The organism is Halobellus sp. Atlit-38R (assembly GCF_003665925.1).
Lineage (GTDB): Archaea > Halobacteriota > Halobacteria > Halobacteriales > Haloferacaceae > Haloquadratum > Haloquadratum inordinatus.
The window spans coordinates 171,167-194,980 of the sequence record NZ_QXIJ01000005.1; the positions used below are offsets into that span (position 1 = coordinate 171,167).

General features: G+C 65.4%; 26 protein-coding genes. 14 read left to right on the forward strand and 12 right to left on the reverse strand.

Going from position 1 to position 23,814, the window contains the following annotated elements; all coding sequences use genetic code 11:
• Positions 1–49 precede the first annotated feature (49 nt).
• From D3D02_RS09140 to D3D02_RS09150, 3 genes are all read right to left on the reverse strand, one after another.
• Positions 50–289, reverse strand: a complete 240-nt coding sequence (locus tag D3D02_RS09140) for a hypothetical protein (protein WP_121569674.1) — start codon at positions 287–289, stop codon at positions 50–52.
• A 126-nt stretch (positions 290–415) separates the two neighbouring features.
• A complete protein-coding gene (locus tag D3D02_RS09145) occupies positions 416–1,174 on the reverse strand; it encodes a ZIP family metal transporter (protein ID WP_121569675.1) in 759 nt (252 codons plus the stop codon).
• A gap of 31 nt (positions 1,175–1,205) precedes the next feature.
• Positions 1,206–1,694, reverse strand: a complete 489-nt coding sequence (locus D3D02_RS09150; protein WP_121569676.1) for a DUF6789 family protein — start codon at positions 1,692–1,694, stop codon at positions 1,206–1,208.
• A 148-nt stretch (positions 1,695–1,842) separates the two neighbouring features.
• Between D3D02_RS09150 and mftA the strand changes: the two genes are divergently transcribed.
• From mftA to D3D02_RS09170, 4 genes are read left to right on the forward strand one after another with little or no spacing between them, the layout of a single operon-like run.
• Positions 1,843–2,001, forward strand: coding sequence for a mycofactocin precursor MftA (mftA, locus tag D3D02_RS09155; RefSeq protein ID WP_121569677.1), 159 nt, complete (start codon positions 1,843–1,845; stop codon positions 1,999–2,001).
• Position 2,002: 1 nt separating this feature from the next.
• Positions 2,003–2,245, forward strand: a complete 243-nt coding sequence (gene mftB2 / locus D3D02_RS09160; RefSeq protein WP_121569678.1) for a mycofactocin biosynthesis chaperone MftB2 — start codon at positions 2,003–2,005, stop codon at positions 2,243–2,245.
• Entirely contained in the window at positions 2,235–3,194 is a 960-nt protein-coding gene (gene mftC, locus D3D02_RS09165) for a mycofactocin radical SAM maturase (protein WP_121569679.1), read from the forward strand. The genes mftB2 and mftC overlap by 11 nt, the downstream gene beginning before the upstream one ends.
• Before the next feature lie 8 nt (positions 3,195–3,202).
• The gene (locus D3D02_RS09170) at positions 3,203–4,936 is read left to right on the forward strand and encodes a glycosyltransferase (protein ID WP_121569680.1); all 1,734 of its coding nucleotides are present in this window, start codon (positions 3,203–3,205) and stop codon (positions 4,934–4,936) included.
• On the opposite strand, the gene D3D02_RS09175 is transcribed toward D3D02_RS09170, so the two are convergent.
• The 6 genes from D3D02_RS09175 to D3D02_RS09200 all read right to left on the reverse strand — a co-directional run bounded on the left by D3D02_RS09175 (position 4,914) and on the right by D3D02_RS09200 (position 11,285).
• On the reverse strand, positions 4,914–5,777 hold the full coding sequence (locus tag D3D02_RS09175) for an electron transfer flavoprotein alpha/beta- subunit (protein WP_121569681.1): 864 nt from the start codon (positions 5,775–5,777) through the stop codon (positions 4,914–4,916). The two genes, D3D02_RS09170 and D3D02_RS09175, sit on opposite strands and share 23 nt — an antisense overlap.
• Entirely contained in the window at positions 5,774–6,565 is a 792-nt protein-coding gene (locus tag D3D02_RS09180) for an SDR family NAD(P)-dependent oxidoreductase (RefSeq protein ID WP_121569682.1), read from the reverse strand. The genes D3D02_RS09175 and D3D02_RS09180 overlap by 4 nt, the downstream gene beginning before the upstream one ends.
• 2 nt (positions 6,566–6,567) lie before the next feature.
• A complete protein-coding gene (locus D3D02_RS09185; RefSeq protein ID WP_121569683.1) occupies positions 6,568–6,858 on the reverse strand; it encodes a ferredoxin family protein in 291 nt (96 codons plus the stop codon).
• Between the two features lie 106 nt (positions 6,859–6,964).
• Positions 6,965–8,278, reverse strand: coding sequence for an FAD-dependent oxidoreductase (locus D3D02_RS09190; RefSeq protein ID WP_121569684.1), 1,314 nt, complete (start codon positions 8,276–8,278; stop codon positions 6,965–6,967).
• Entirely contained in the window at positions 8,275–9,348 is a 1,074-nt protein-coding gene (locus tag D3D02_RS09195) for an electron transfer flavoprotein subunit alpha/FixB family protein (RefSeq protein WP_121569685.1), read from the reverse strand. The genes D3D02_RS09190 and D3D02_RS09195 overlap by 4 nt, the downstream gene beginning before the upstream one ends.
• Positions 9,345–11,285 (reverse strand): FAD-dependent oxidoreductase, encoded by a 1,941-nt coding sequence (locus tag D3D02_RS09200; RefSeq protein WP_121569686.1) that lies wholly within the window; start codon positions 11,283–11,285, stop codon positions 9,345–9,347. Before D3D02_RS09200 ends, D3D02_RS09195 begins: the two co-directional genes overlap by 4 nt.
• 133 nt (positions 11,286–11,418) lie before the next feature.
• Between D3D02_RS09200 and D3D02_RS09205 the strand changes: the two genes are divergently transcribed.
• The 8 genes from D3D02_RS09205 (at position 11,419) to D3D02_RS09235 (ending at position 19,096) form a co-directional block, all read left to right on the forward strand.
• Positions 11,419–13,419, forward strand: a complete 2,001-nt coding sequence (locus tag D3D02_RS09205; protein ID WP_121569687.1) for a VWA domain-containing protein — start codon at positions 11,419–11,421, stop codon at positions 13,417–13,419.
• Positions 13,416–13,541: a hypothetical protein gene (locus D3D02_RS21500; protein WP_255410155.1), complete on the forward strand. Its 126-nt coding sequence runs from the start codon at positions 13,416–13,418 to the stop codon at positions 13,539–13,541. The genes D3D02_RS09205 and D3D02_RS21500 overlap by 4 nt, the downstream gene beginning before the upstream one ends.
• Positions 13,542–13,550: 9 nt before the next feature.
• Entirely contained in the window at positions 13,551–14,642 is a 1,092-nt protein-coding gene (locus tag D3D02_RS09210) for an ATP-binding protein (protein ID WP_121569688.1), read from the forward strand.
• A 296-nt stretch (positions 14,643–14,938) separates the two neighbouring features.
• Positions 14,939–15,760, forward strand: a complete 822-nt coding sequence (locus D3D02_RS09215) for a mycofactocin-coupled SDR family oxidoreductase (protein WP_121569689.1) — start codon at positions 14,939–14,941, stop codon at positions 15,758–15,760.
• Positions 15,761–15,769: 9 nt separating this feature from the next.
• Positions 15,770–16,591, forward strand: a complete 822-nt coding sequence (locus D3D02_RS09220) for a mycofactocin-coupled SDR family oxidoreductase (RefSeq protein ID WP_121569690.1) — start codon at positions 15,770–15,772, stop codon at positions 16,589–16,591.
• A 9-nt stretch (positions 16,592–16,600) separates the two neighbouring features.
• Positions 16,601–17,428, forward strand: coding sequence for a mycofactocin-coupled SDR family oxidoreductase (locus tag D3D02_RS09225; protein WP_121569787.1), 828 nt, complete (start codon positions 16,601–16,603; stop codon positions 17,426–17,428).
• A 12-nt stretch (positions 17,429–17,440) separates the two neighbouring features.
• Positions 17,441–18,262, forward strand: a complete 822-nt coding sequence (locus D3D02_RS09230; RefSeq protein ID WP_121569691.1) for a mycofactocin-coupled SDR family oxidoreductase — start codon at positions 17,441–17,443, stop codon at positions 18,260–18,262.
• A 9-nt stretch (positions 18,263–18,271) separates the two neighbouring features.
• The gene (locus D3D02_RS09235) at positions 18,272–19,096 is read left to right on the forward strand and encodes a mycofactocin-coupled SDR family oxidoreductase (RefSeq protein WP_121569692.1); all 825 of its coding nucleotides are present in this window, start codon (positions 18,272–18,274) and stop codon (positions 19,094–19,096) included.
• A gap of 39 nt (positions 19,097–19,135) precedes the next feature.
• Here the strand turns inward: D3D02_RS09235 and D3D02_RS09240 are convergent, their stop codons facing one another.
• Complete coding sequence (locus D3D02_RS09240; RefSeq protein ID WP_121569693.1) at positions 19,136–19,450, reverse strand: hypothetical protein; 315 nt, start codon at positions 19,448–19,450, stop codon at positions 19,136–19,138.
• A 20-nt stretch (positions 19,451–19,470) separates the two neighbouring features.
• Complete coding sequence (locus D3D02_RS09245) at positions 19,471–19,776, reverse strand: putative quinol monooxygenase (protein WP_121569694.1); 306 nt, start codon at positions 19,774–19,776, stop codon at positions 19,471–19,473.
• A gap of 57 nt (positions 19,777–19,833) precedes the next feature.
• Between D3D02_RS09245 and D3D02_RS09250 the strand changes: the two genes are divergently transcribed.
• The gene (locus tag D3D02_RS09250; protein ID WP_199723050.1) at positions 19,834–20,679 is read left to right on the forward strand and encodes a mycofactocin-coupled SDR family oxidoreductase; all 846 of its coding nucleotides are present in this window, start codon (positions 19,834–19,836) and stop codon (positions 20,677–20,679) included.
• Positions 20,680–20,727: 48 nt separating this feature from the next.
• On the opposite strand, the gene D3D02_RS09255 is transcribed toward D3D02_RS09250, so the two are convergent.
• Positions 20,728–22,668 (reverse strand): FAD-dependent oxidoreductase, encoded by a 1,941-nt coding sequence (locus tag D3D02_RS09255; RefSeq protein ID WP_121569695.1) that lies wholly within the window; start codon positions 22,666–22,668, stop codon positions 20,728–20,730.
• A 231-nt stretch (positions 22,669–22,899) separates the two neighbouring features.
• On the opposite strand from D3D02_RS09255, the gene rdfA reads away from it, so the two are divergent.
• The gene (gene rdfA / locus D3D02_RS09260) at positions 22,900–23,526 is read left to right on the forward strand and encodes a rod-determining factor RdfA (RefSeq protein WP_121569696.1); all 627 of its coding nucleotides are present in this window, start codon (positions 22,900–22,902) and stop codon (positions 23,524–23,526) included.
• The last annotated feature ends 288 nt before the right edge of the window (positions 23,527–23,814 follow it).

Consider the following 23,814-nt stretch of genomic DNA (forward strand, 5'->3'; position numbering starts at 1 on the left):
TGACAGAGCAGGAATAAGTAACCGTGCAGCAGAAACGAGGTCGCGGCCGTTACAGCGTGTCGTCGTCGAGACCGCCGGGGTCCGAGGCGGTGTCGAAGAGGTTGTTCTCTGCGCCTTCCATAAAGTCGTCACCGGGCTCGCCCTCGTCGACGACGTCGACGTTGTAGGCGTCGATACCCATACTGAGCAGTTCTTCGACGGCCTGTTCTTCGGTTACGAACTCTTCGTCGACCAGTTGCTCGAACTCGCTCAGCAGTTCGTCGGGGAGCGTCACTTCAACGATTGGCATTGGAGAACGCTTCGTACTCAGGGTACTTGAGTGGCAGGCTTCGCACCGCATCGCGACAGCGGGCACTCGGTGAGCAGATCAGCGTCGCTGTCTGGCGGTTGCGCGTCTTCAGCCCTCGGCTGCGGACTACCGGAGGACGCCGCCGAGCAAGCGGACACCGAGCATCAGGACGATGCCGCCGAGAAAGACGAGGAAGTAAAGTATCGAGCGTCGAACTCCGCTTTCCTGTTTGATCTCGGGGATCAGGTCAGAACTCGCGATGTAGATGAAATTCCCCGCCGCGAACGACAGCAGCACCGACGGTAATCCGGTGACGACGTCCCCGAGAAAGAAGCCGACGACGCCGCCGAGGATCACGGTCGCCTGCGTGAGGTAGTTGAGAACGAGCGCGCGCCGCCGCCCGAAGCCACCGTACACGAGCACGCCGAAATCGCCGATCTCCTGTGGGATCTCGTGGAGCGCGATCGCCAGCGTCGTGACGATTCCGAGCGGCGTGCCGAGGAGGAACGCCCCGGCGAGCACGAGGCCGTCGATGAAGTTGTGAAGCGTATCGGAGACCAAGACCAGATACGAGACGGGTTCGTGCTCGTGCGTCGCCGCGTGGTGGTGATGCCAGTGAAGAAACTGTTCGAGTACGTAGAACAGACAGAAGCCGCCGATCAGAAATAGAAACAGGGGGAGGGTATCCGCCGATCCCGACTCGGCGATCGCACGCGGAAGCAGGTGGAGGAACGCGCCACCGATGAGACTGCCCGCGGCGAGCGCGACCAGGCCGAGCAACACCTGATCCACCAGTTCGTCGCGGAGGAACAGCGTGAGAACGCCGATCCAGGCGGTGAAGCTGATACTGACGGTCGCGACGACGATAGCGCTGAGTGTGTCCATTCGAGATTCCAGTAGCAGTCACATACGTCGGTTAAGCAGTCGATTCCTCGCTCAAGAAGGTCCGGTGGTGAGCGAGATAATCGTAGCCGCCACCGAGGACGAGCCCGTACACGACGTACGAGAGGAGTGTGATGCCGAGAAACGGGAGGTTCGACCGCAGCGACTCCCCACCGAAGCCGACCGCAAAGAGCACGATGACGAGGTAGCCCGACCAGAGGATCAGGCCGTAGATCACGCCGTGCGTGAGGCCCGATTCGCCGGGGAGCCCCCACGTGAAGCCGCCGAACAAGAGCGGCCACGCCACCGCGAAGAGCAGCACGAACCACGTGAGCGTCAGGAGGGTCGCCGTCAGCGTTTGCGGTCGACAGTACGGCGGACCACCGACGGCGCACAGACTGGTGAAGGTGGCGAATACGAACAGGTCCGTGCCGGCGAGGAGCACGTCGAACATCAGCAGAAGCGCCAAGAGGACGACGGTGGCTGCGATCCCGCCACCGAGGCTACTGCGAACTGGGTCCATACCGCCCAGTTCACACGTGCGTTAGAAAAGGATACACCGATTTACGGGTGACAAAGAGCGACATCGGCACCGTGCCGTCACCTGGTTCGCGGACGTTTTGTCAATCCTCCCAAACGTATTTGTAGACAGCCGAGTTTGTTGCTATCGTATGTCACAGACAGCCGCGGATGCGGAAACTGAGGAGACGGCCACCGAGGTCGCGACGGATGTCGACGCCGACGCGGACCCGGAGACAGACGAGCCCACGATCGAGGAGGACCTCTTCGAGGAGGAGCTCAAGATCGACGGCATCTGTGGCGTGTACTGAGATGCCGACGACCGTCTCAAAGCCCGCACACATCAAATTCCGGCGGGAGGCCGACGGCGGGCTCGTGTACGACCACGAGAACTACGGGTACGAGGACGCCTCGATGTACGCCGTCAGCGACACCGTCATCGACGTGCTCGAATTTGTCGACGGCGAGCGGTCGCGCGAATCCGTCGAAGCGGAGTTCTCGCCGGCCGTCGTCGAGACACTCCTACAGCGGGGGGTTCTCAGCGATGGCGAGTGAGCCTCTATCGGCTCCGGTCACGATCACGTGGGAAGTCACGCTGGGCTGTAACCTCCACTGCGACCACTGTCTGTCGGGGAGCGGCCCCGGTCATCAGATGCCAAACGAACTCACCACCGAGGAGGCCAAATCGTTCATCACCGAGCTCGACGAGATGGATGTCTTCCAGGTGAACATCGGCGGCGGCGAGCCGTTCGTCCGTCCCGATATGCTGGAACTCCTCGAAGCACTCACGGCGCGGGACATCTCGACGTGCGTGAGCACGAACGGGACCCAGTTGGACGAGACGACGCTCGACCGCCTGGAGGCGATGGACCCGCTGTTTCTCCAGGTGAGTATGGACGGTCTGCGCGCCGAGAACGACGCTATCCGCGGAGAGGGCGTCTACGAGCAGGTCGTCGACGCGCTCGAACGGTTGGAGGACCGCGACATCGGCACCACCGTCAACACGGTGGTCACCCGACAGAACGTCGCCGACCTCCCCGAGATATACGAGTTCGCCGACGCGCACGGCGCGGGCCTGCGCCTGAACCGCTTCCGTCCAAGCGGTCGCGGTGAGGACGCCTGGGACGAGTTCCGTCTCGAAGCCGAGCAGATCCGGTTCCTCCACGAGTGGCTCGACGACCACCAGGACGTCCGGACGGGCGATTCGTTCTTCTATCTGAACGCGCTCGGCGAGGTCAGAAACGACACGCTCAAACAGTGCGGTGCGGGCTCGATGACGTGTCTGGTCGACCCCGCGGGCGACGTCTACCCGTGTGCATTCACGCAATGGGACCACCTCGCATCGGGGAACGTGATCGAGGACGGTTTCGAGACGGCGTGGAGCGAGATCGCGAACCTCCGGAGCCGGATCGACGACCACGAGGGATGTCCCGCGGTCGCGATGGGCAGTTCGGATCCGAACGGCGAGGACCCACAACTGCGGGCGATCCTCTCCGGTGACTGACCCGGGCGATGGAACCGTCCCACTCCACCTCTGACGTACGCACCGAAGTCACTCGTAATTCGCAGCGAAGACGGACCGAGGCGAACGAATCCGATCCCATCGGCGACGGCACGACACCGGCGCCAGAGTGTACCGACGGAAGCGAACCGGGTCCGCCCGGGGAGTATCGACTTCGAGACGGTGTCGACCTCGCCGACGACGTCCTCGTCTCGAAGCGTCCACTCACGGCGACACGACTCAACGACGCCGCAGTCAACGTCGTCGACGCGCTACGTCGCGAGAGCGCGTTCTGCGCACCCGAGGCAATCGCCCGAGAAACCGGGACGCGTCCGTCGGCGATTCGAACCCTGTGCGAGCGGCTTCACCAGCGCGGATTCCTGGAGTGGCGACCCGCGCGGGATCCCACTCACACGCCGCCGGTATCGGTCGTCGTCACGGTGCGAAACGATCGCGAACACCTGCGGGCGTGTCTGGACGCGCTCGCAGAGCTTGCGTATCCGACCTACGAGGTCGTCGTCGTCGACGACGGATCGACCGACGGCACCCCAGACGCCGCTGTGAGCCACCGGCTCGCCGACGAGCGGCGTATCCGAGTGATCTCCGTCGGGACGGCGGACGAGCCGCTGGGCATCGGTGCCTCCCGAAACCGCGGCGTCGAGGCCGCCGCCTACGGAGTCGTCGCGTTCACCGACGCCGACTGCCGACCGCGGCCGTGGTGGCTCGCCGATCTCGTGCCGCATCTCGCCGCGCACGACCTCGTCGGCGGCCGGATTCGTCCCGCAGGGGACGGCCCCGCGAGCGTCTACGAGGGGCACAACTCCTCGCTCGATATGGGGCCGCGGGCCTCCCGCGTCGATCCCGGGGGAGAGACGCCGTACCTCGCGACGGCGAACCTCGTGGGGGGCCGGGCGGTCTTCGAGGCAGTCCCCTTCCCCGAGCGAAACGTCGCCGAGGACGTCGCCGTGTGTTGGGGCGCACTGGAAGCGGGGTTCGACGTCGTCTACACGCCCGACGGCGTCGTCGAGCACGCGTATCGAACCGGAATCCGGTCGTTCGCCCGACGGCGGACGGCCTACGGTGCGTCAGAAGCGCTCCTCGCGCGTGAGCGGGGACGCGAGGGGATGGACCGCGTCGGAGTCTCGGCGATCGGCCTCGCCGTCGTCGTGCTCGCGAGTCTCGGGATGGCAGCGTCGAGTGCTGCTCCGCTTCCGGACTGGCTCTCGACAGTCGGGGTCGGAGTCGGTATCGCGCTCGCCGGCGTGGGCGGAATCGCTGGCGGGGCTGCCCGGTGGCGACAGTTCCGACGGCTCTCGCCGGCAATCGCGCCAGGTGACGTCGTCGAGAGTTGGGCACGGGAACGTCTCTCGTCGGCGTACGCGCTCACCCGCGAACTCACGCGGTACTACACCGGACCGCTGGCGACACTCGGCGGAGTCGGTGTGTTCGCCGGGGCGACCGGCGTGATCAATGGCGCCGAGGCGGGTGGGGCGGTCCTCCTGTGTGCCGTCGCCGCCGCGACGACGCTCCCGCTGGGAGTCCAGTACCGCGTTTCGAACCCTGAAGTGTCGTTTCTCGGCTATAGCAGGTACTATCTCGCGGATCACCTCGGCTACCAGCGCGGCGTGTACAGGGGGGCGGTCGAACACCGAACGCTTTCGCACCTCCACCCGACTGCCCGGTTCAGGCTCTCGGGAGTCGGTATGAACGCACTCAGACCTCTCAGAGCAGTTCGTTCGCTCTGAGGAACGCGACGACGCGGTGGGCAGCCTCCTCGGGGGGTGCGTCGATACGCTCGCCGGCGCTCTTGGTGTCGCCGCTGCCGCGGCCGAGCATCCGATAGATGCGTTCTTCGACGGTCCCCTGACGAGGCGGTCGCCCGCGACCCCAGCGCTCGTTCGGCCGGACGTTCTCGACGGTCGCGTTGCCGATGCTCATCGAGAACCGAGTTTCGCCGGGCACGACGGCTTCGAGGTCGCGCGTTTCGATCTCCGCGCGGCGCCCGGCGATGACCGTGTCCAGCGACGCCCGATCGGGGTCGGTGAATCCCGCGTCGACGCCGAGGACTGTCGGAAGCGCGGTGACGACGACCTCCTGCCGGCCGATCGCGAGCTTTCGCTGGACCACGAGTTCGTCGTCGTTCGCCTCGATATCCCCGTCGACGTCGATGTTCTCGGCCCCGAGGGCCGTGGCCCGCGTCGCGCAGGGCCAGTCGATGCGTGCAGCCGCGAGCGATGCAACCTCCGAGCCGGCGAACGAGGACGTTTCGCCGACGAAGACGGCGTCCGGCGACTCGCGTGCGGCGATGCGGGCGAGCGCCGTCGCGTACTTCTCGCCGGCGATCTCCTCGATCGGGTCGAACGCGACGTGGACCCCACGATTGGCACCGCGTTCGAGCGCGGATCGGACGCTCGCGCGCGCCGGGTCGCCGCCGATTCCCACGGCGACGACGTCGTCCGCGACGTCGAGGGCGGCTTCCAGCGCCACGCGGTCGTCGATGCTGAGTTGCCAGCGGTACGGTTCGGCGTTGCCGTCGTCGTCGACGACGCGGTGCGGTTCGGGTCGTGCAGTGACGAGTGCCTTCATCGTGCGGTGTACCCCCCGTCGACCGGGATCGTCGCACCTGTGATGGCCTTCGCGTCGGATGACGCCAGGAAGGCGACCGTGTGCGCGACGTCCGCGGGATCGGCCATCCCGAGCGGCGTCTCCTCGATCATCCGGTCGAGCGTGTCCGGAACATCGCCGTCGTCCTCTGGGCCCGCTGCGCTGTCCATCGCCGCTTCGAGCATCGGCGTCTCGACGACGCCCGGACAGACCGCGTTCGCCCGGATCGCGGGCGCGTACTCGATGGCGATCGAACGCGTGAGCGACACCAGCGCACCTTTCGTCGCGGTGTAGATGTCCATTCCCGGTTCGGCGACGAGCGCCGCGATGGAGGCGTTGTTCACGACGACGCCGTGGCCGTCGCCGGTGTCCTGCATCGCCGGAATCGCGTGTTTGCACGCGTACATCGGTCCCTGGAGGTTGACGCCGGTGAGGAAGGCGTAGGCGTCGTCCGCGAGGTGGGTGACCGGACCGTCAGCCTCGCGGGAGGCGACGGCAGCGTTGTTGACGAGGACGTCCAGGCGTCCGAACTCCGCTTCGGCGTGGTCGACCATCCCGGCGACGGCGTCCTCGTCGCTCACGTCGGTCTCGACGAACGACGCGCCGCCGTCGCGCTCGCGGTCGATCTCGTCTACGAGTTCTGCGCCCTGCTCTTCGTCGAGGTCGGCGACGACGACGTCGGCCCCGCGCTCGGCGAGCACGCGGCAGGTCGCCGCGCCGATCCCGCTCGCGCCGCCTGTCACGACGGCGGTTCGATTGTCGAGGCGCATCGTCACCCGAAGTCGAACTCGACGCCCTTGCCGCCCTCTGCTTTGGACCAGGAGACGGCGCCCTTTTCGGGGTCGTTCGCGCAGAACACCATACACGCACCGCACTCGATGCAGGGCTCGTACGCGAAGTAGATCCCGCCTTCCTGATCCTCCTGGTAGTCGAAGCACTGCGCCGGGCAGAGGTGGAGACAGGGCTTGTCCTCACAGGTGACGCACAGCTCGTTGTCGACGGTGATGTGGGCCGCCTCGCTCACGTCCCAGTTCACCGTCTCCAGGCTGTCCTGTACGCTCATCGCTCTCTCCCTCCGTGTACCGCCGTCGTCCGTGTGGTGTGTGAACTCATAACTGTTACCGGTGTCTCATTGGTGTCGACAGGCATTGCTTTTTGGGTCGCTTCGGTCATAGCGAGCGGAACCCCCGGAATCCATCTTTGAGCAGGTCAGTGACGCCCGCATCGCTCTGCTGGAAGGCGCGGAACGCTTGTTTCCAGGTGAGGCCCTCCGCGTCGCTGCCGGCGGAGTACATACCGCGGAGCGTCTCGGTCGCGATCCCGGGATACGCCCCGTACATCCGCTCGTTCTTCAGGAATTCGGGGAGGTGACGGTGCTGCTTCATATCTTCGAGGACGTAGGAGTTCTCCAGGCGCTCGTCGTAACGTCGGCCGAACGCGTCCCAGTTGCCGTCGCGCGTGCGCTCGATTGCGGCCTCGGCGGCCTCCAGGCCGCTCTTGATGCCGTAATCGAGTCCGCGGAAGGTGTATCCCTTGTTCAAGACGAGACCCGCGGCGTCGCCGACGAGCGCCACGCGGCGATCGTAGCGGTCCGGGAGCGTGTCGTAGGAGTGCTCGGGGACTAAGATCCCCTGGTACTCTTCGAGCGCGTCGCCCTGGACGTACGGGCGGACCGTGTCGAGTTCCATAAATTCCTCTAAGAGACCGTACAGCGGCGTTCCCGTCCCGCCGTAGCCCTGCTCGCCGAGCCACCGCAGGGTTTCGAGGCCGCCGACCGCGCCGACGGAGATGTACTCCTCGAAGGTGTAGATGAAGTAGCCGATCGTCGGCGCGTCCTCGGGGTAGCCGGTGTAGATGTACGCCGCGCCCTCGTCGCTGTCGAGGTTGAACCGCTCGTCGATGGTGTCGCGGCCCACGTCGAGGACCTTCTTCACCGAGAGCGCCATATCCTCGTTTCGCATCGTCCGCTGGATCCCGGTCGCGCGGCCGACCGTGGTGTTCACGCCGTCCGCGCCGATGACCGCGTGACACGAGAGGTCGCCGTTCGGGCGGTCCGTGTGGACCACAGCGCGGTCGGAATGCTGGCTGACGTCCGTCACGGTCGTCTCCGGGAGGAAGATCGCTCCCTCGTCGACGGCGCGCTCGACGAACCACTGATCGAACTTCCCGAGCATCAGCGTGTAGTTCGGTTCCTCGCGCAGCGCCAGGTCGCGGTAGCCGATCGAGACCTCGGCGTCGCCGTGGAGGAGTTTGATGTTGTGTTCGACGACGTGCCGCTCTAGGGGCGCTTCCTCGGGGAACTCCGGGACGAGTTCCGCGAGGATCTGTCCGTAGAGGACGCCGCCACTGATGTTCTTCATCCCCGGCTGTTTGGCGCGTTCGACGAGGGCGACGTCGAGTCCCTCGGTCGCGAGTTTGTACGCCGCCGCGGTCCCGGCCCGCCCGGATCCGACGACCACGACGTCGAAGTCGACGTCGGTCATTCCCGCACCTCCTCGGGGGCGTCCTCAGCGCCAGGATCGACGACGCGTTCGCCACCGTCGCCGACCGCCTCCGTCTCGCCTGCCCCCGGTTCGCCCTCGGCTTCGGCTTTCGCGTCTCGGATCGCGTTCGCGAGTGCCGGCGCGTACTCGTACGCGTCGCCAACGACGCCGATGTCAGCGAAGTTGAAGATGCGAGCGTCGGGATCGGAGTTGATCGGGATCAGGTACTCGGCGTTGACCGAGCGCATATGGTAGGAGTCACCGGAGATGGCACACGGCACGTACAGTTCGACGTCGATCTCTTTCCCCGTGACGCCGATCTGTCGATCGTAGGCCACCCAGCCCTCGTCGGAGGGCGGCCGCGACGCGCCCACCGCCGCCCCGACGGCGTCGGCGAGGTCCTCGATAACCTCGAAGCCGTCGGGGCCGCCGAGGCCGAACCCGCCGGCGACGATGCGGCGTGCCTTCGCTAAGTCCGCTTCTGGCACGTCGAACGTCTCGACGTGCCGGAGTCGGTCGTCGTCCACGACGCTCACCTCGACTTCGCGAACCGATGGAGTACCGGTCGGCGGGGCCGCCGGCGCCCCGAGTGCCTCGGTGTTCAGCGTCACGACGGGCGGGCCGCCCTCGAAGGAGAGTTCGGCGTAGGCGCGCCCGCCGTAGGCCTGCCGCCCCGCAGTCAGTTCGCCGTCGCGGACCCGGAGCAGGCAGTCGGTGACGCAGCCACTCCGGAGCCGCCGCGCCGTCGCCGCCGCGAGGTCGGCGCCGTCGGCGGTGTCTGGGAGTACGACGACGCGGGGGTCGTCTGCGACCGCCACGAGCGCCTCGGCACGGGCCCGGACACCGGCGGCCCCAGCAGCGAACTGCTCGTCTCCGTCGCGAACGACGTGGACGACTTCGTCCGGGTTCGCACTCGCCAGTTCGTCCGGATCGACGAGGCCCTCGAAGGCGACGGCGACGACGGCCGGTGAGTCGCCGTCGGTCTCCGCAAGTTCCTCAGCCAGCCGGTGTGCTTCCTCGAGCAACGCCACGTCGTCGGATTCGGGGACGATGAGTATTGCACCTGTCATACCGAAAGCTCCCGTGCGAGCATCTCGCCGTCGTAGATCGCCTTGTCGATCAGTCGGGGGGCGACGCAGTCGCCGATGCGGTGGACCGCGTCCCCGTCGACGCCCTGCTCGCGAATCGATTCGGCGAGGCCGGTCCGGGCCTCGCGCCGCGCTGCGACCACGAGCGAGTCGGCCTCGACCGTCGTCATCTCTTCTGAGTAGACGTTGAGCAACTGCGCGGCGTTGTCCTCGAAGCCGATGACGGTCGTGTGGGTCACGATGTCGACGTCGTTTTCGTAGAGCGTCTCGAGGAAGGGCGGGACGTTCGTCCCCTCAAGTTGGTCGCCCGGATGGTAGGAGGTCGTCACGAACGTCACGTCGCGGTCGGCGTCGACGAGGTACTCCGCGACGCCGACGCCCGCGGCGTGCTTGTTGTTGTCGAAGACGACGGCGCTGTCTCCGACCGACTCGCCCTGGAGCACGTCCCACGAGCGGTGGACGTCCGGGCCGGCGAGATCTGGTTGCTTTTCGGTCGCGCCGGTCGCGATCACGATCTCGTCCCACGACTCGCCGGCGACGTCTTCGGCTCTGACCTCCGTGTCGGTCTCGACGGTGACGTCCCGGTTCCCCAACTGATTGAGGAGGTTGCGGACGGCGTCGCCGAACTCCCGGCGGGAGTCGACCTGCGTGGCGATGTTCGACTGCCCGCCGAGTTCGGACTCCCGTTCGCGGATGGTCACGTCGTGGCCGAGATCGGCCGCCGTGACCGCAAAGGACAGCCCCGCTGGCCCGCCGCCGACGACCAGCACCCGCCTCGGGTCCGGGGCGTCGTCGACATCCTCGACGTGTGGGATCTTCGTCTCCCGCCCGGACCGCGGGGTCTGGATGCACCCGACGTGTCCGTTGGTGTGGATGCCGCCGAGGCAGTTCTGATTGCACGCGATGCAGTGTGTCACTTCCTCGTCCTCGCCGCGGCGGACCTTCCGGACGGTGTCGGCGTCACAGATGAGCTGTCGGCACATCCCGATGAAGTCCGCGCGTCCCTCTTCGAGGACGTCGTTGGCCTTCGTGAGGTCGTTGATCCGCCCGGCGGCGATGACGGGAATGTCGAGCAGTTCGCGGGCCGCGCCGTAGTACTCCGAGGTATACCCCAAGGGGGCGTGCATCGGCGCGTCGGTGATGTGGAGTTTCGAGATCGTGGCGATGTCCGAATCGAGGAAGTCGAGGCTCGGGTGGAGTCGGCGGAGGACCTCGACCGCGTAGTCGTAGTCGTAGCCGCCTTCCTCCATCTCGTCCAGCGTCAGGCGGATCCCGACCGGGAAGTCCTCGCCGACGCGGTCGCGGATCGCCTCGACGACCTCGTTCACCAGTCGGACGCGGTTGTCGATCGAGCCACCGTACTTGTCGGATCGGGTGTTGTACTTCGGCGAGAGGAACTGTCGGAGGATGCCGTCGTGGCCGGCTTTGAGTTCGATACCGTCGAGGCCGCCTTCCTTGACGTGTTCGGCGGTCTTCGCGAACCCGAGTTTGATCTCCTCGATGTCTTCGCGTTCCATCCGTTTCGGCATCTCGTAGCCGAACTCGGAGGGCACTGCCGAGGGGGCCCAGGTCTCGCGCATCGCGTGCTCGCCGGAGTCTTCGCCGCCGGTGTGCTGGAGTTGGGCGAACACTTTCGTCCCGTGTTCGTGGCAGGCGGCGCCGATTTCCTCTAATCGCGGTACGACGTCCGGATCGTAGCCCGCAGCGTACATCGGGTTCGAGGCGCTCGGGTGGACGAGCATACTTGACGGACCGATGATAAGTCCGACGCCCCCGCGGGCCCGCGCCTCGTAGTACGCGGCGTCTCGCTCCGTCGGGAGTCCGTCTTCGGCGAACCCCGTCTCGTGGGCGAGAAACACCGTCCGGTTCGGGATGGTGACGGACCCGATCCGTCGCGGCGTGAAGAGCATATCTGTCATAATTTTGATTGAGTGACGTTACCTAACATACAATAGTGAGAGAGACGATAAAGATGTACCGCTCGTGACACGGGGTCGTGACCATCTTGACCGCTAATTGTTTAAGATACCGTATCTTGTGTGTATTATTGTTATGGACGTATCGTACCCGTTCACCGCCGTCGTCGATCAGGCCGCGATGATGCGTGCGCTGCTCGTCAACGCGATCAACCCGGACGTGAGCGGCGTGCTCATCCGCGGCGAACGCGGGACGGGGAAGTCGACCGCCGTCCGTGCGCTCACCGAGGTCCTCCCGGAACAAGCGGTCGTCTCGGACTGTCCGTACGGGTGCCCGCCGGACGACTACGAACGGATGTGTTCGGACTGTCGCGAACGGGTCGACGCCGGCGAGGAACTCCCGACCGAGACCCAACGGATTCGAGTGGTCGACTTGCCGCTCAACGCCTCCGAAGACCGCGTCGTCGGCAGCATCGACCTCCAGACCGCCGTCCGGGAGGGTCGCCCGCGGTTCGAACCGGGGATTCTCGCCGAAGCGAACCGGAACGTCCTCTACGTCGACGAGGTGAACCTCCTCGACGACCACATCGTCGACGTCCTCTTGGACGCCGCCGCGATGGGCGAGAACATCGTCGAACGCGAGGGCGTCTCCGTCCGGCACCCCGCAGAGTTCGTCCTCGTCGGCACGATGAATCCCGAAGAAGGCGGCCTCCGTCCCCAACTCCTTGATCGGTTCGACGTCGTCGTCGACGTCACCGCGAGCGACGACGTCGACGAGCGCGTCGAGATCGCCGCGCGCCGCGAGCGGTTCGACGCCGACCCCGAAGCGTTCCGAGCGGACTACCGCGAGGAGCAACGCGCGCTCGCCGACCAGTTGCGGGCGGCACGGGACCGCCTCGGCGACGTGCAGATCGACGAAGAACTGCTCAGGGACGCGTCCTACGAAGCGCTTCGCCAGCGCGCCCACGGGATGCGAGCGGACATCGCAGTCGAGCGCGTGGCGCGGTCGATCGCGGCTCTCGAAGGGGCGTCGGAGGCGACGTCCGCCCACGTGAAAGAAGCGCAGTACTTCGTGTTCCCGCACCGCGTCGAGGGCGTCGCCGAGATGAGCTTCGGCGAAGGGGTGCTCTCGACCGGCGGCGACGAGGAGCCGGAGGCGGGCGAAGAAGACGACGAGAGCGACACCGAAGGCGACGAGAGCCTCGACACCGAGGCCGGCGGGATGCCGATCGCCGAGGGCGAGGACTCCTACACGGTCGATCGAACGGCGATCGAGCCGACGAAAGACCGGACGATGCGCGAGGCGCTCGCCCGCCGGACGCCCTCGCGCGTGGACGTGAGAAGCGGACGGTACGTGCGGTCGCGACTGCAGGAGGATGTCGACGACGTCGCGATCGACGCGACCGTTCGGGCGGCCGCGCCGCATCAGCACCGGCGCACCGAGGGCCGACGCGACGGTCTCGTGATCGAACCGCGGGACCTCCGCCAGAAGATCCGCGAGCGGACCGCCCGCGCGCTCGTCGTGTTCGTCGTCGACGCGAGCGGGAGCGTGATGAGCGGGCGGCAGATGATGGAGACGAAGCGGGGCCTGCTCTCGCTCGTCGAGGACGCCTACCGGGCGCGCGACCGCGTCGCCGTCGTCGTCTTCCGCGGCGAAGACGCGTTCACGCTCGTCGAACCGACCCGGAACCACCGAATGGCCCGCGACGCCGTCTCGAAGCTGACGGTCGGCGGGAACACGCCGCTGGCACACGGTCTCGTCGAAGCGTACCGTCTCGTCCAGCGCGAGCGACGCCGCGATCAGGATCTCTACCCGCTCGTCGTGCTGCTCTCCGACGGCCAGACGAACGTCGAGTACCGCGAGGACGGGGACGCGAAGGAGGACGCCTTCCGCGCGGCCGCGCTGTTCGACGACGACGACATCCCGTCGGTGTTCGTCGACACCGGCTACGAACTCGACACGACGCCCGACCAGATCTGGACCGACCGGAAGGCAGAGCGGATGAAGCGCAAGCGGTTCGAGCGGAACCTCACCTTCGCGGAGACGATGGGCGCGGACTACCTGCCGCTGGTCGAACTCCCACGGGACGCGACGCTGCCGACGGAAGTCGAAGAGGAGGAGGGACAGTTCGCGTGAGCGGCCGAGAGGCAAGTGCGGCGACGCGGCCGCGACTGCGGGCCGACCGACGCACCGACCCCGACCGAGACGGCGACCGACGAACTCGACCGGTGACCGACGACGTAGACGAAGCACGCTGACGAAGACCAATGACGAATCACGAAACCACACACGAGGCGACGGCGACCGAGGGACAGGAGACCACGAACCAGACGTTCCCCTTCACCGCGATCGTCGACCAAGAGGAGATGAAGCGTGCGCTCGTGCTCAACGCGATCAACCCCGACATCGGCGGCGTGCTCATCCGCGGGGAGCGTGGCACGGCGAAGTCGACGGCCGTCCGGGCGCTCGCGGACGTGCTGCCCGATCACGAGGTCGTCTCGGACTGTCCGTACGGCTGTCCGCCAAACGACTACGAACGGATGTGCTCGGACTGTCGCGAGCGCGTCGACGCCGGCGAGGAGCTACCGACGCGGACCCAACCGATGCGGGTGGTCGACTTGCCGCTCAACGCCTCCGAGGACCGCGTCGTCGGCAGTATCGACCTCGAACGGGCGGTCCAAGAAGGCGAACGACAGTTCGAGCCGGGGATTCTCGCGGAGGCGAACCGGAATATCCTCTACGTGGACGAGGTGAACCTCCTCGACGACCACATCGTCGACGTCCTCTTGGACGCCGCCGCGATGGGCGAAAACATCGTCGAACGCGAGGGCGTCTCGTTCCGCCATCCGGCGGAGTTCATCCTCGTCGGCACGATGAACCCCGAGGAGGGGGACCTGCGGCCACAACTGCTCGATCGGTTCGGACTGGTCGTCGACGTCGCGGGCGTCAACGAAGTCGACGACCGCGTGGAGATCAGCCAGCGGCGCGCCGCGTTCGACGCCGATCCCGACGCGTTCAGGGCGGAATACGCCGGGACACAGCGGGAGTTGCGAGCGGATATCGTCACCGCGGAGGAACGGCTCCCTGACGTGACGCTCGACGACGCCATCGCGCGGCTGATCGCGGGAATGAACATCGAACTCGACGTCGACGGCCACCGCGGCGACATCACGCTCCGGCGCGCCGCGCGGACGCTAGCGGCCTTCGAGGGCGACAGCGAGGCGTCGGCGCGCACCGTGCGGCGAGTCGCGCGGATGTCGCTTGAGCACCGGCTACAGCGACTCCCGTTCGAGGAGGAAGAGCAAGACGTACTGAGCGTGTTTCACGAGGTCCGGCGTGAACTCGGCCTCGAAGACTGATACTGTCGGACAGCAGTTCGTAGATCACGTTAGCACCCACAGGGTGGCGATAGGCTTCACATAGTTCTGTCCGGCAGTGTGACCACGGTTCGACGAGGGATCGGAGTCGACGTCGGAAAGCACCGATTATCGACCGAGACCCACGCGAGGAGCGTCGAGAGCCGCTCTCTATTCTGTGTTTATACCAACATAACGGTTTATAGTTAGTTGTCCCACATTCTTATTATCCGTGAAATTGAAATTTGGATGGGGATGGATAGCACGAGTCGTGACTAGTTCCATTCCCGGAGCCAACAATGCCAGAGTACGACTTCAGCGGGAAGGTCGCGTTCGTCACCGGCGCTGGGCGCGCCCAGGGACGCTCACACGCACAGCACTACGCCAGACACGGTGCCGACGTCGTCGTCACCGACATCTGTGAGAACATCGAGACGAACCCCTACGACCTCAGTTCGTCAGACGACCTCGCAGAGACAGCCAGTCTCGTCGAAGACGAGGGCCAAGCGGCCCTGAAGATCGAGATGGACGTACGCGAGGAGGCGGAAGTAGAGGCCGCCGTCGAGGAGGCGATCGACGAGATGGGGAAGATCGACTTCCTCGCCAACAACGCCGGGATCTTCAACGCGGCCGATATGACGGAGATGCCCGAACAACAATGGGACGAGATGATCGATACGAACCTCAAAGGCGTGTGGCTCTGCAGCAAGCACGTCGGGAAACACTTCATCGAGCGCGGCGACGGCGGCAAGATCGTCTCCACGTCGTCGGCCGCTGGGCTGATCGGGAGTCCGTCGGCGGGACACTACGTCGCGACCAAGCACGGCGTGCTCGGGCTGACGAAGACACTCGCGCTCGAACTCGCCGAGTACGACGTCAACGTCAACGCCGTCTGTCCAACCGGCGTCGACACCGAGATGATCTCGGGGTTCGCGGAAGCCTACGGCCAAGAAATGATGGACGAGATGGGATCGTTCAGCGGCCCCTGGAGCGTCTTCGAAGGCGTCGATATGATCGAGGAGACGGACATCAGCGAGGCGTATATGTGGCTCTCCAGCGACGCCGCCCGCTACGTCACTGGTATTGCACTCCCGGTAGACGCGGGTATGACCGCAAAGTAGACCAGAACAATGGTAGAATACGACTTCAGCGGCAAGGTGGCGTTCGTCACCGGCGCCGCACACGGCCAAGGCAGATCGCACGCACAGCACTACGCCAAACACGGCGCCGACGTCGTCGTCACCGACATCGGCCACAACGTGGACTCGGTTCCCTACGACCTCGGGACGAGCGACGAACTCGACGAAACGGCCAGTCTCGTCGAGGACGAGGGCCAAGAAGCCCTCGCGATCGAGATGGACGTCCGCGACGAGAGCCAAGTGGAGGCCGCCGTCGAGGAAGCCGTCGACGAGATGGGGAAGATCGACTTCCTCGCGAACAACGCCGGCATCGAGTCGATCGCCGACGGTGTCGAGATGGACGAGATGACGTGGGACGAGATGATCGACACGAATCTCAAGGGCGTGTGGCTCTGCTCGAAGCACGTCGGCCAGCACTTCATCGAGCGCGGCGACGGCGGGAAAATCGTCTCGACGTCCTCGACCGCCGGCCAAGTCGGCATTCCGGGCAACGCGCACTACGTGTCGGCCAAGCACGGCGTCGTCGGTCTCACGAAGACGCTGGCGCTCGAACTCGCCGAATACGACGTCAATGTCAACTGCATCGGCCCGACGGGCATCGAGACGCCGATGATTGCGGGAATGACCGAAGCCTACGGCGACGAGGTTCTCGAAGACATCGGTGCGATGACCGGCCCGTGGAACGTCTTCGGCGACGGTGGGATGCTCGACGCCGCAGACATCAGCGAGGCGTATATGTGGCTCTCCAGCGACGCCGCCCGCTACGTCACCGGGATCTATCTCCCGGTCGACGCTGGATTCCTCGCGAAATAGGTGAAAAAGATGCCAGAATACGACTTCAGCGGCCAGGTGGCGTTCGTCACCGGCGCTGCACACGGCCAAGGCCGATCGCACGCACAGCACTACGCCAAACACGGCGCCGACGTCGTTGCGCTCGACATCAACCACAACAAGGACACAGTCCCCTACGACCTCGGGACGAGCGACGAACTCGCCGAAACGGCCAGTCTCGTCGAAGACGAGGGACAGGACGCACTCACCGTGGAAGCAGACGTCTCCGATGAAGCCGAGGTGGAAGCGGCCGTCGAGGCGGCACTCGACGAGTTCGGCCGGATCGACATCCTCGCTAACAACGCCGGCATCGAGTCGATGGCCGAAGCCACAGAGATGGACGAGGCGATCTGGGACGAACTGATCGATACGAACCTGAAAGGCGTCTGGCTCTGTGCGAAACACGTCGGCAAGCACTTCATCGACCGAGGGGATGGCGGTAAGATCGTCAACACGGCCTCAGTGTCCGGATTCACCGGAATCCCGCTCGGGAACGCCCACTACATCTCCGCGAAGCACGGCGTCCGCGGACTGACGAAGACGCTGGCGCTCGAACTCGCCGAGTACGACGTCAACGTCAACGCCGTCGCACCGACGGCTATCGACACGCCGATGGTGAGCGGGATGCTCGAAGCCTACGGCGACGAGGTGCTCGACGAAGGGGGCTCGGCCCTCTCCGGCCCGTTCAACATCTTCGATGAAGGCGCGATGCTTGAATCGAGAGACATTACTGAGGCGTACCTGTGGCTCTCCAGCGACGCCGCACGCTACGTCACCGGCATCACTCTCCCAGTCGATGCCGGGTTCCTCGCGAAATAAGGGAGAAAGACAATGGTAGAATACGACTTCAGCGGCCAGGTGGCGTTCGTCACCGGCGCCGCACACGGCCAGGGCAGATCGCACGCACAGCACTACGCCAAACACGGCGCCGACGTCGTACTCACGGACATCAACGAAAATATGGACACCGTGAAGTACGACCTCGGCACCCCGGACGAACTGGAAGAGACAGCCAGCATCGTCGAGGACGAGGGACAAGAGGCTCTCACGGTCCAGATGGACGTCCGCGACGAAGCCGAGGTGGAAGCCGCCGTCGAGGGGGCGATCGACGAGTTCGGACACATCGACATCCTCGCCAACAACGCCGGCATCGCGCACTTCGGCGACCTCGTCGAGATGGACGAGGCGATGTGGGACGAGATGCTGGACACGAATCTCAAGGGCGTGTGGCTCTGCAGCAAACACGTCGGCAAACACTTCGTCGAGCGCGGCGACGGCGGCAAGATCGTCTCCACGTCGTCGATCTACGGCAAGGTCGCCGGCCCGGGTTCCGGCCACTACATCGCCGCCAAACACGGCGTACTCGGACTGACGAAGACGCTGGCGCTCGAACTCGCCGAGTACGACGTCAACGTCAACGCCGTCTGCCCGACCGGCGTGAGCACGCCGATGGTCGACGGCGTGCTGGAAGCCTACGGCGAGGAGGCCCTCGAAGAAGCGACAGAGATGACCGGCCCGTGGAACATCTTCGGCGACGGCGGGATGATCGACGCCGCAGACATCAGCGAGGCGTATATGTGGCTCTCCAGCGACGCCGCACGCTACGTCACCGGCATCGGCCTGCCCGTCGACGCCGGAATGCTCGCGAAATAGGTGAGAGGGATGGTAGAATACGACTTCAGCGGCCAGGTGGCGTTCGTCACCGGCGCCGCACACGGCCAGGGCAGATCGCACGCACAGCACTACGCGAAACACGGCGCCGACGTCGTCGTCACCGATATCGGTCACAACGCCGAGACAGTTCCGTACGACCTCGGCACGACCGACGAACTCGACGAGACCGCGAGTCTGGTAGAGGACGAGGGGCAGAGCGCGCTCGCCATCGAAGTCGACGTCCGCGAGGAGAGCCAGGTCGAGGCCGCCGTCGAGGAGGCGATCGACGAGTTCGGACACATCGACATCCTCGCCAACAACGCCGGCATCGTGACCATCTCGGATCTTGTCGAGATGGACGAGGCGACGTGGGACGAGATGATCGACACGAACCTGAAGGGCGTCTGGCTCCCCTCGAAGCACGTCGGGAAACACTTCGTCGAGCGCGGCGACGGCGGCAAGATCGTCTCGACCTCCTCGACCGCAGGGCTCGTCGCCTCAGTCGGCGCCGGGCACTACACGGCCGCGAAACACGGCGTGCTCGGACTGACGAAGACGCTGGCGCTCGAACTCGCCGAGTACGACGTCAACGTCAACGCCGTCTGTCCGACGGTCGTGAACACGCCGATGATCTCGGGGATGACCGAGGCCTACGGCGAGGAAGTCCTCGCGTCGATGGGCGAACTGACGGGGCCGTTCAACGTCTTCGACACCGAAGACCCCGGAATCGAGGCGAGCGACATCAGCGAGGCGTATATGTGGCTCTCCAGCGACGCCGCACGCTACGTCACCGGCATCGCGCTCCCCGTCGACGCCGGCTTCTCCTCGAAGTAGGAGCGAGCGCGACGGGCCGCAGGCTTTTTTGATGCTTTTTCAGTCGGCAGATTCCCACGGGAGCTGTGGGTTCTCCGTGCTCCAGAACGAGGCCAGTCCGACAGCCAGCGCGACGCCCGCCAGGAACGCGGCCGCGAGCGTCGCTCCGCTGATCGCGTCGCGAAAGAGCCACGCGAGCGCACCCGCGACGGCGGCGTTCACACTACCCCAGAGCACGTTCAGGACGGCGCTGGAGTCGGACCCGAACGGCGTCATATGTCGCTGCCCGGTGATCCCCTGCACGAAGTGCGGGATCGCATTCGTTCCGAATAAGCCGACGACGACGAAGACGACGAGCGAATCGAGAGTCGCCATAGGACTACGGATGCTGCCCCTCAGACCTCTATTTCGGTCACGTCGCTGATCTCGTACTGCGTGATTTTGGGCTCACCGGCGAGCAGTTCGGGAAGTTTCGCTTCCAGTTCGTGGTAGTGGTCCGTCTGCCCGTGTGCCTCGACAGCCTCGGCGTCCTCGTACCGTTCGATGAATCGGATCGTGTTCTCTTCGTGGAGATCGGCCGCGGCCCGGTATTCGAGGATTCCCGGTTCCTGGTTCGACTCCTCGACCATCGTCTCGAAGAGGTCGAGCGCTTCTGCACGGCGGTCCGGGTCGATCGGGAAAGACGCGTGGACGACGAGCATCACGGTTCTATATCCATTGGAATATTGAAATAAATTTGGGAGTCGATCACAAGCTAGATGCGGCCGGGAATCCAATACCGGAGCGTGCCGACCTACGACTTCAGCGGGCAGGTCGCCTTCGTGACCGGCGCCGGACGCGGGCAGGGCCGCTCGCACGCCGTCGCCTACGCCGAACACGGCGCCGACGTCGTCGTTACCGGACTGAGTCGCGGGATCGAGACCTCACAGTACCCGCTCGCGACCGCGGAGGACTTAGACGAGACGGTCCGTCGCGTCGAAGCCACCGGACAACGGGCACTACGGCTTCGAGTCGACGTCCGCGACGAGGCGCAGGTCGAAGCCGCCGTCGGGAGAGCCGTCGACGAAATGGGAAAGATCGACATCCTCGCCAACAACGCCGGGATCTGGAACGTCACCGACCTCGTCGAGATGGACGAACGCCGGTGGGACGAACTGGTCGACTCGAACCTCAAGGGTGCGTGGCTCTGTGCGAAGCACGTCGGCCAGCACTTCATCAACCGCGGCGAGGGAGGGAGGATCGTCTCGACAGCGTCGACCGCCGGTCTCGTCGGGTCGAAGGGGTCAGGGCACTACGCGGCGGCGAAACACGGCGTCGTCGGATTGACGAAGGCGCTCGCGCTCGAACTCGCCGAGTACGACGTGACCGTCAACGCGGTTGCCCCGACCGGGGTCGCCACGCCGATGATCGACGGAATCCTCGAAACCGTCGGAGAAGGGGCGCTGAACGCCGTCTCAGACGCCAGCGGGTCGATGAACGTCTTGGACGAACAGCTTATCGACCCGCGCGACGTGACCGAGGCGTACCTGTGGCTCGCAAGCGACGCCGCCCGTTACGTCACCGGCGTGACGCTCCCGGTCGACGCCGGGATGCTCGCAAAGTGAGTGCGCGCTCGCGCCAGTCGTGCCGTCGAATGCGGCGCTCTCGGCGACTCACAGCCGCCGTGCAAGCACTTCGCCGTCGTAGTAGGCGCGGTCGAGTTTGCGCGGCGAGACGGCGTCGCCGACCCGGTAGACGTCGTCGCGTCGCTCGTCGAGTTCGAGGTAGAGACGTTCGTCTGCCTGGCGGCGGCCGACCACGACGACTGAGTCCGGCCGCCGGGTCGTCGTCTCGCCCGTGAGCGTATTTCGGAGCGTGACGGTTCCAGCAGCGTCGACGGCGTCGAGAGCGTGGTTCCCAGTGAACGTCGCGCCCTGCGCCTGCAGCGCCGCGACGAAGCCCGGAAGGTTCGGTTGCTCCGTCCGGAACGCCGGGTAGTGGTCTCGCGACACCATCTCGACGGACTCCGCGTGGTCGAGCAGCGCGAGGCCCGTCTGGACGGTGATGACCCAGCGGTTGTCGTCCACGAGGAGGACGTCCGCGCCGAGATCGAGGTCCGGCGGCCCACCTGCACCGCGTGCGCTTTCGAGCACGTCGAACGCGTCGACGACGTCGCCCTCGAACCCGAGCGCCGACGTGTCAGGCCGACTCGCACCGGTCGCGACGACGACCGAGTCCCACTCGGGGCCGACGTCGTCGGCAGAGACGGGCGCTTCGAGTTCCACCGTCACGCCTGCCTCGTGGACGGCGGCCTCGAGGTCTTCCACGGCGCGACCGAACGGTTCGAGCGGGCCCTGTGCGGCCAGATTCAACTGCCCGCCGAGGCTGTCGCTCGCCTCTCGAAGGGTGACGTCGTGGCCGCGGTCGGCCGCGACGGCGGCGAATCGGAGCCCCGCCGGTCCGCCACCGACGACCAGAATGCGCTGGGGAAGGGCCGCCGGTTCAGCCTCCGAGAGCGCGTACAGTTCGGTCTCACGCCCCGTTCTGGGATCGACGACGCACTCGACGTGCCCCCCGTGCGCGTGGCCGTAGACGGCTTCCAGGCACTTCTGGTTGCACTGGATACAGCGGTCGTATCGGCTGTCGGCAGCGGCCTTCGAGAGCGTCTCGGCGTCGGCCAGGAGTTGGCGAGTGAAACTGACGAAGTCGACACCCGCATCGAAGAGCGCGTCGGCGTCGTCGATTGTCGTGAACGGCAGTCGTCCGATAACGGGAGTGTCGACGTGTTCGGCGGCCGTCGTAATCGGGTCCAGGAGGTCCGGAGCCGAGGCGGAAATCCCCGCGTGCGTTTGATTGTAGGTCGCCCGCGTGCCGACGGTACAGGAGAGGTAATCGAACCCCTCGACGGCGTCTAAGATGTCCGGAACGTCTCCGTACTCGTAGCCGCCGTACTCCAGTTCCGCCAGGGAGAGGTGTAGTCCCACTGGCCCGGACGACTGCTCTGAAACGGTCGCGAGCGCCTCGTTTACGAACCGAGCGCGGTCGTCCCAGTCGCCGCCGTACGCGTCGTCGCGGGCGTTGTAGCGCGGCGAGAGGAACTGTCGGAGGACCGAGAACGGGCCGGCGGCGAGTTCGACGCCGTCGAAACCGGCCGCATCGAGATTTTTGGCGGCGGTCGCGAAACCGTCGAGAACGTCGTCGATGTCCGCGCGCGTCATCGTCTTGGGCATCTCGTAGGCCGCATCGGACGGGGACGCGGAGGGGGCGAGTTGGGGTTGCATCTCCCAGTCGCCCCGCGATTCGGCCCCCGTGTGCGTCAGTTGCCCGAAGATACGGGCGTCGTGGTCGTGGACGGCGTCGACGACGTCCGTGAGCCCCGAGACGGCACTCTCGTCGTAGGCGTCGAGGAACGCGGCGCCGCTCGCCGACGGGTGGACGAGCATCTGGGCCGGCCCGACGACGAGACCCGCCCCGCCGGCGGCCCGCGCGGCCAGGTGTGCGGCGAGTTCGGTCGTCGGTCGTCCGTCGTCGACGAACCGCGTTCGGACGGGGCGGAACACCCCGCGGTTGGGTATCGTGAGGTCTCGGATCTCTCCTGGGTCGAAGATTTCCATGCCAACAAATATCAATCAAAATTACTTGAAGATAGCGCACAGTCGCTTCGGTGGCGTCCGTCGGTTCGATCTTTCGACGAGGCAGTCGCTAAACGGAACGAGTCGCGATAGTGGTAGAAGCCGTCTACCGCGTAGTATACACAGACTACTCCGGACAGTACGGTGTGTCGACCGACTCCGCAGCCCGGCCAATGCTGAGGGTTTTAAACGACGGCCCGGTTACGTGGGGGTATGTCAGAACAGCCTGATCAGACCCGTTCGAAGGTCGGACGGCTCATTCAGGAGTACGAGATGGACGGCGTCGGCCAAGAGCTCGAAGACCGCTGGCTTGGTCGGGGCTACGAGAGCCAGAGCCTCCGGTCGCTCGCCGACTGGTTCAACGAGCGGCTCCTTCGGGCGAAAATCGAACGCGGCGGCGGGACTCCCCTCGACGGTGAAGTCGCGAACCTCTATCGTCTACTCTCTCAGGACGACGTCACTGCGGGGATGCGAGTCGATGCCGAAGCCGCACTCGAACGCAACGACATCGACCCGGAGACGCTCCAGGACGAGTTCGTCTCCCACCAGGCGGTACACACCTACCTGACGGAGTTCAGGGGCGTTTCCAAAGAGCAGGCGACGACCGACACCGATCGCATCGAAAAGGCTCGAACGACGATCCAGCGACTCCAGAGCCGCCTCATCGCCGTCATCGAGAGTAATCTGACGCAGTTGCGAAATAGTGGTCGGCTCGCGCTGGGCGATTTCAACGTTCTCGTGGACGTACAGGTTCTCTGTACTGACTGCGGGACGAGCTATCCGATTACGGACCTACTCGACAACGGCGGCTGTGAGTGTCAGATCGAAGATGACGAGTGAGTGTCGTTTGAGTTACTCTTCATAGAATCGGCAATAGGACGGGTCTCGCTCCGTATCGCGGTCCGGGGGCGGAGACGAGGTCGTTTGATCCACTCGTCCGACGAGCAAGTGTTCGCCCGGATTACAGCAGTAATTTTGTAATAGAACGGCCGACACGGCGGAGTCTTGCGAACTGGAGAGACGACCTGTCGGCGTGCGTGAAACCGGGAATTACGTCAGTTGGTACTAAGTGTACCGGAATACAGTTAGTATAGCTCACAATTATTTTCTGGATTATAGTCATATGAT

Bases quoted from the DNA above. Each gene is read 5' to 3' on its own strand.
- D3D02_RS09140 (WP_121569674.1), bottom strand. From the start codon at position 289: ATGCCAATCGTTGAAGTGACGCTCCCCGACGAACTGCTGAGCGAGTTC.
- D3D02_RS09145 (WP_121569675.1), bottom strand. From the start codon at position 1,174: ATGGACACACTCAGCGCTATCGTCGTCGCGACCGTCAGTATCAGCTTC.
- D3D02_RS09150 (WP_121569676.1), bottom strand. From the start codon at position 1,694: ATGGACCCAGTTCGCAGTAGCCTCGGTGGCGGGATCGCAGCCACCGTC.
- mftA (WP_121569677.1), top strand. From the start codon at position 1,843: ATGTCACAGACAGCCGCGGATGCGGAAACTGAGGAGACGGCCACCGAG.
- mftB2 (WP_121569678.1), top strand. From the start codon at position 2,003: ATGCCGACGACCGTCTCAAAGCCCGCACACATCAAATTCCGGCGGGAG.
- mftC (WP_121569679.1), top strand. From the start codon at position 2,235: ATGGCGAGTGAGCCTCTATCGGCTCCGGTCACGATCACGTGGGAAGTC.
- D3D02_RS09170 (WP_121569680.1), top strand. From the start codon at position 3,203: ATGGAACCGTCCCACTCCACCTCTGACGTACGCACCGAAGTCACTCGT.
- D3D02_RS09175 (WP_121569681.1), bottom strand. From the start codon at position 5,777: ATGAAGGCACTCGTCACTGCACGACCCGAACCGCACCGCGTCGTCGAC.
- D3D02_RS09180 (WP_121569682.1), bottom strand. From the start codon at position 6,565: ATGCGCCTCGACAATCGAACCGCCGTCGTGACAGGCGGCGCGAGCGGG.
- D3D02_RS09185 (WP_121569683.1), bottom strand. From the start codon at position 6,858: ATGAGCGTACAGGACAGCCTGGAGACGGTGAACTGGGACGTGAGCGAG.
- D3D02_RS09190 (WP_121569684.1), bottom strand. From the start codon at position 8,278: ATGACCGACGTCGACTTCGACGTCGTGGTCGTCGGATCCGGGCGGGCC.
- D3D02_RS09195 (WP_121569685.1), bottom strand. From the start codon at position 9,348: ATGACAGGTGCAATACTCATCGTCCCCGAATCCGACGACGTGGCGTTG.
- D3D02_RS09200 (WP_121569686.1), bottom strand. From the start codon at position 11,285: ATGACAGATATGCTCTTCACGCCGCGACGGATCGGGTCCGTCACCATC.
- D3D02_RS09205 (WP_121569687.1), top strand. From the start codon at position 11,419: ATGGACGTATCGTACCCGTTCACCGCCGTCGTCGATCAGGCCGCGATG.
- D3D02_RS09210 (WP_121569688.1), top strand. From the start codon at position 13,551: ATGACGAATCACGAAACCACACACGAGGCGACGGCGACCGAGGGACAG.
- D3D02_RS09215 (WP_121569689.1), top strand. From the start codon at position 14,939: ATGCCAGAGTACGACTTCAGCGGGAAGGTCGCGTTCGTCACCGGCGCT.
- D3D02_RS09220 (WP_121569690.1), top strand. From the start codon at position 15,770: ATGGTAGAATACGACTTCAGCGGCAAGGTGGCGTTCGTCACCGGCGCC.
- D3D02_RS09225 (WP_121569787.1), top strand. From the start codon at position 16,601: ATGCCAGAATACGACTTCAGCGGCCAGGTGGCGTTCGTCACCGGCGCT.
- D3D02_RS09230 (WP_121569691.1), top strand. From the start codon at position 17,441: ATGGTAGAATACGACTTCAGCGGCCAGGTGGCGTTCGTCACCGGCGCC.
- D3D02_RS09235 (WP_121569692.1), top strand. From the start codon at position 18,272: ATGGTAGAATACGACTTCAGCGGCCAGGTGGCGTTCGTCACCGGCGCC.
- D3D02_RS09240 (WP_121569693.1), bottom strand. From the start codon at position 19,450: ATGGCGACTCTCGATTCGCTCGTCGTCTTCGTCGTCGTCGGCTTATTC.
- D3D02_RS09245 (WP_121569694.1), bottom strand. From the start codon at position 19,776: ATGCTCGTCGTCCACGCGTCTTTCCCGATCGACCCGGACCGCCGTGCA.
- D3D02_RS09250 (WP_199723050.1), top strand. From the start codon at position 19,834: ATGCGGCCGGGAATCCAATACCGGAGCGTGCCGACCTACGACTTCAGC.
- D3D02_RS09255 (WP_121569695.1), bottom strand. From the start codon at position 22,668: ATGGAAATCTTCGACCCAGGAGAGATCCGAGACCTCACGATACCCAAC.
- rdfA (WP_121569696.1), top strand. From the start codon at position 22,900: ATGTCAGAACAGCCTGATCAGACCCGTTCGAAGGTCGGACGGCTCATT.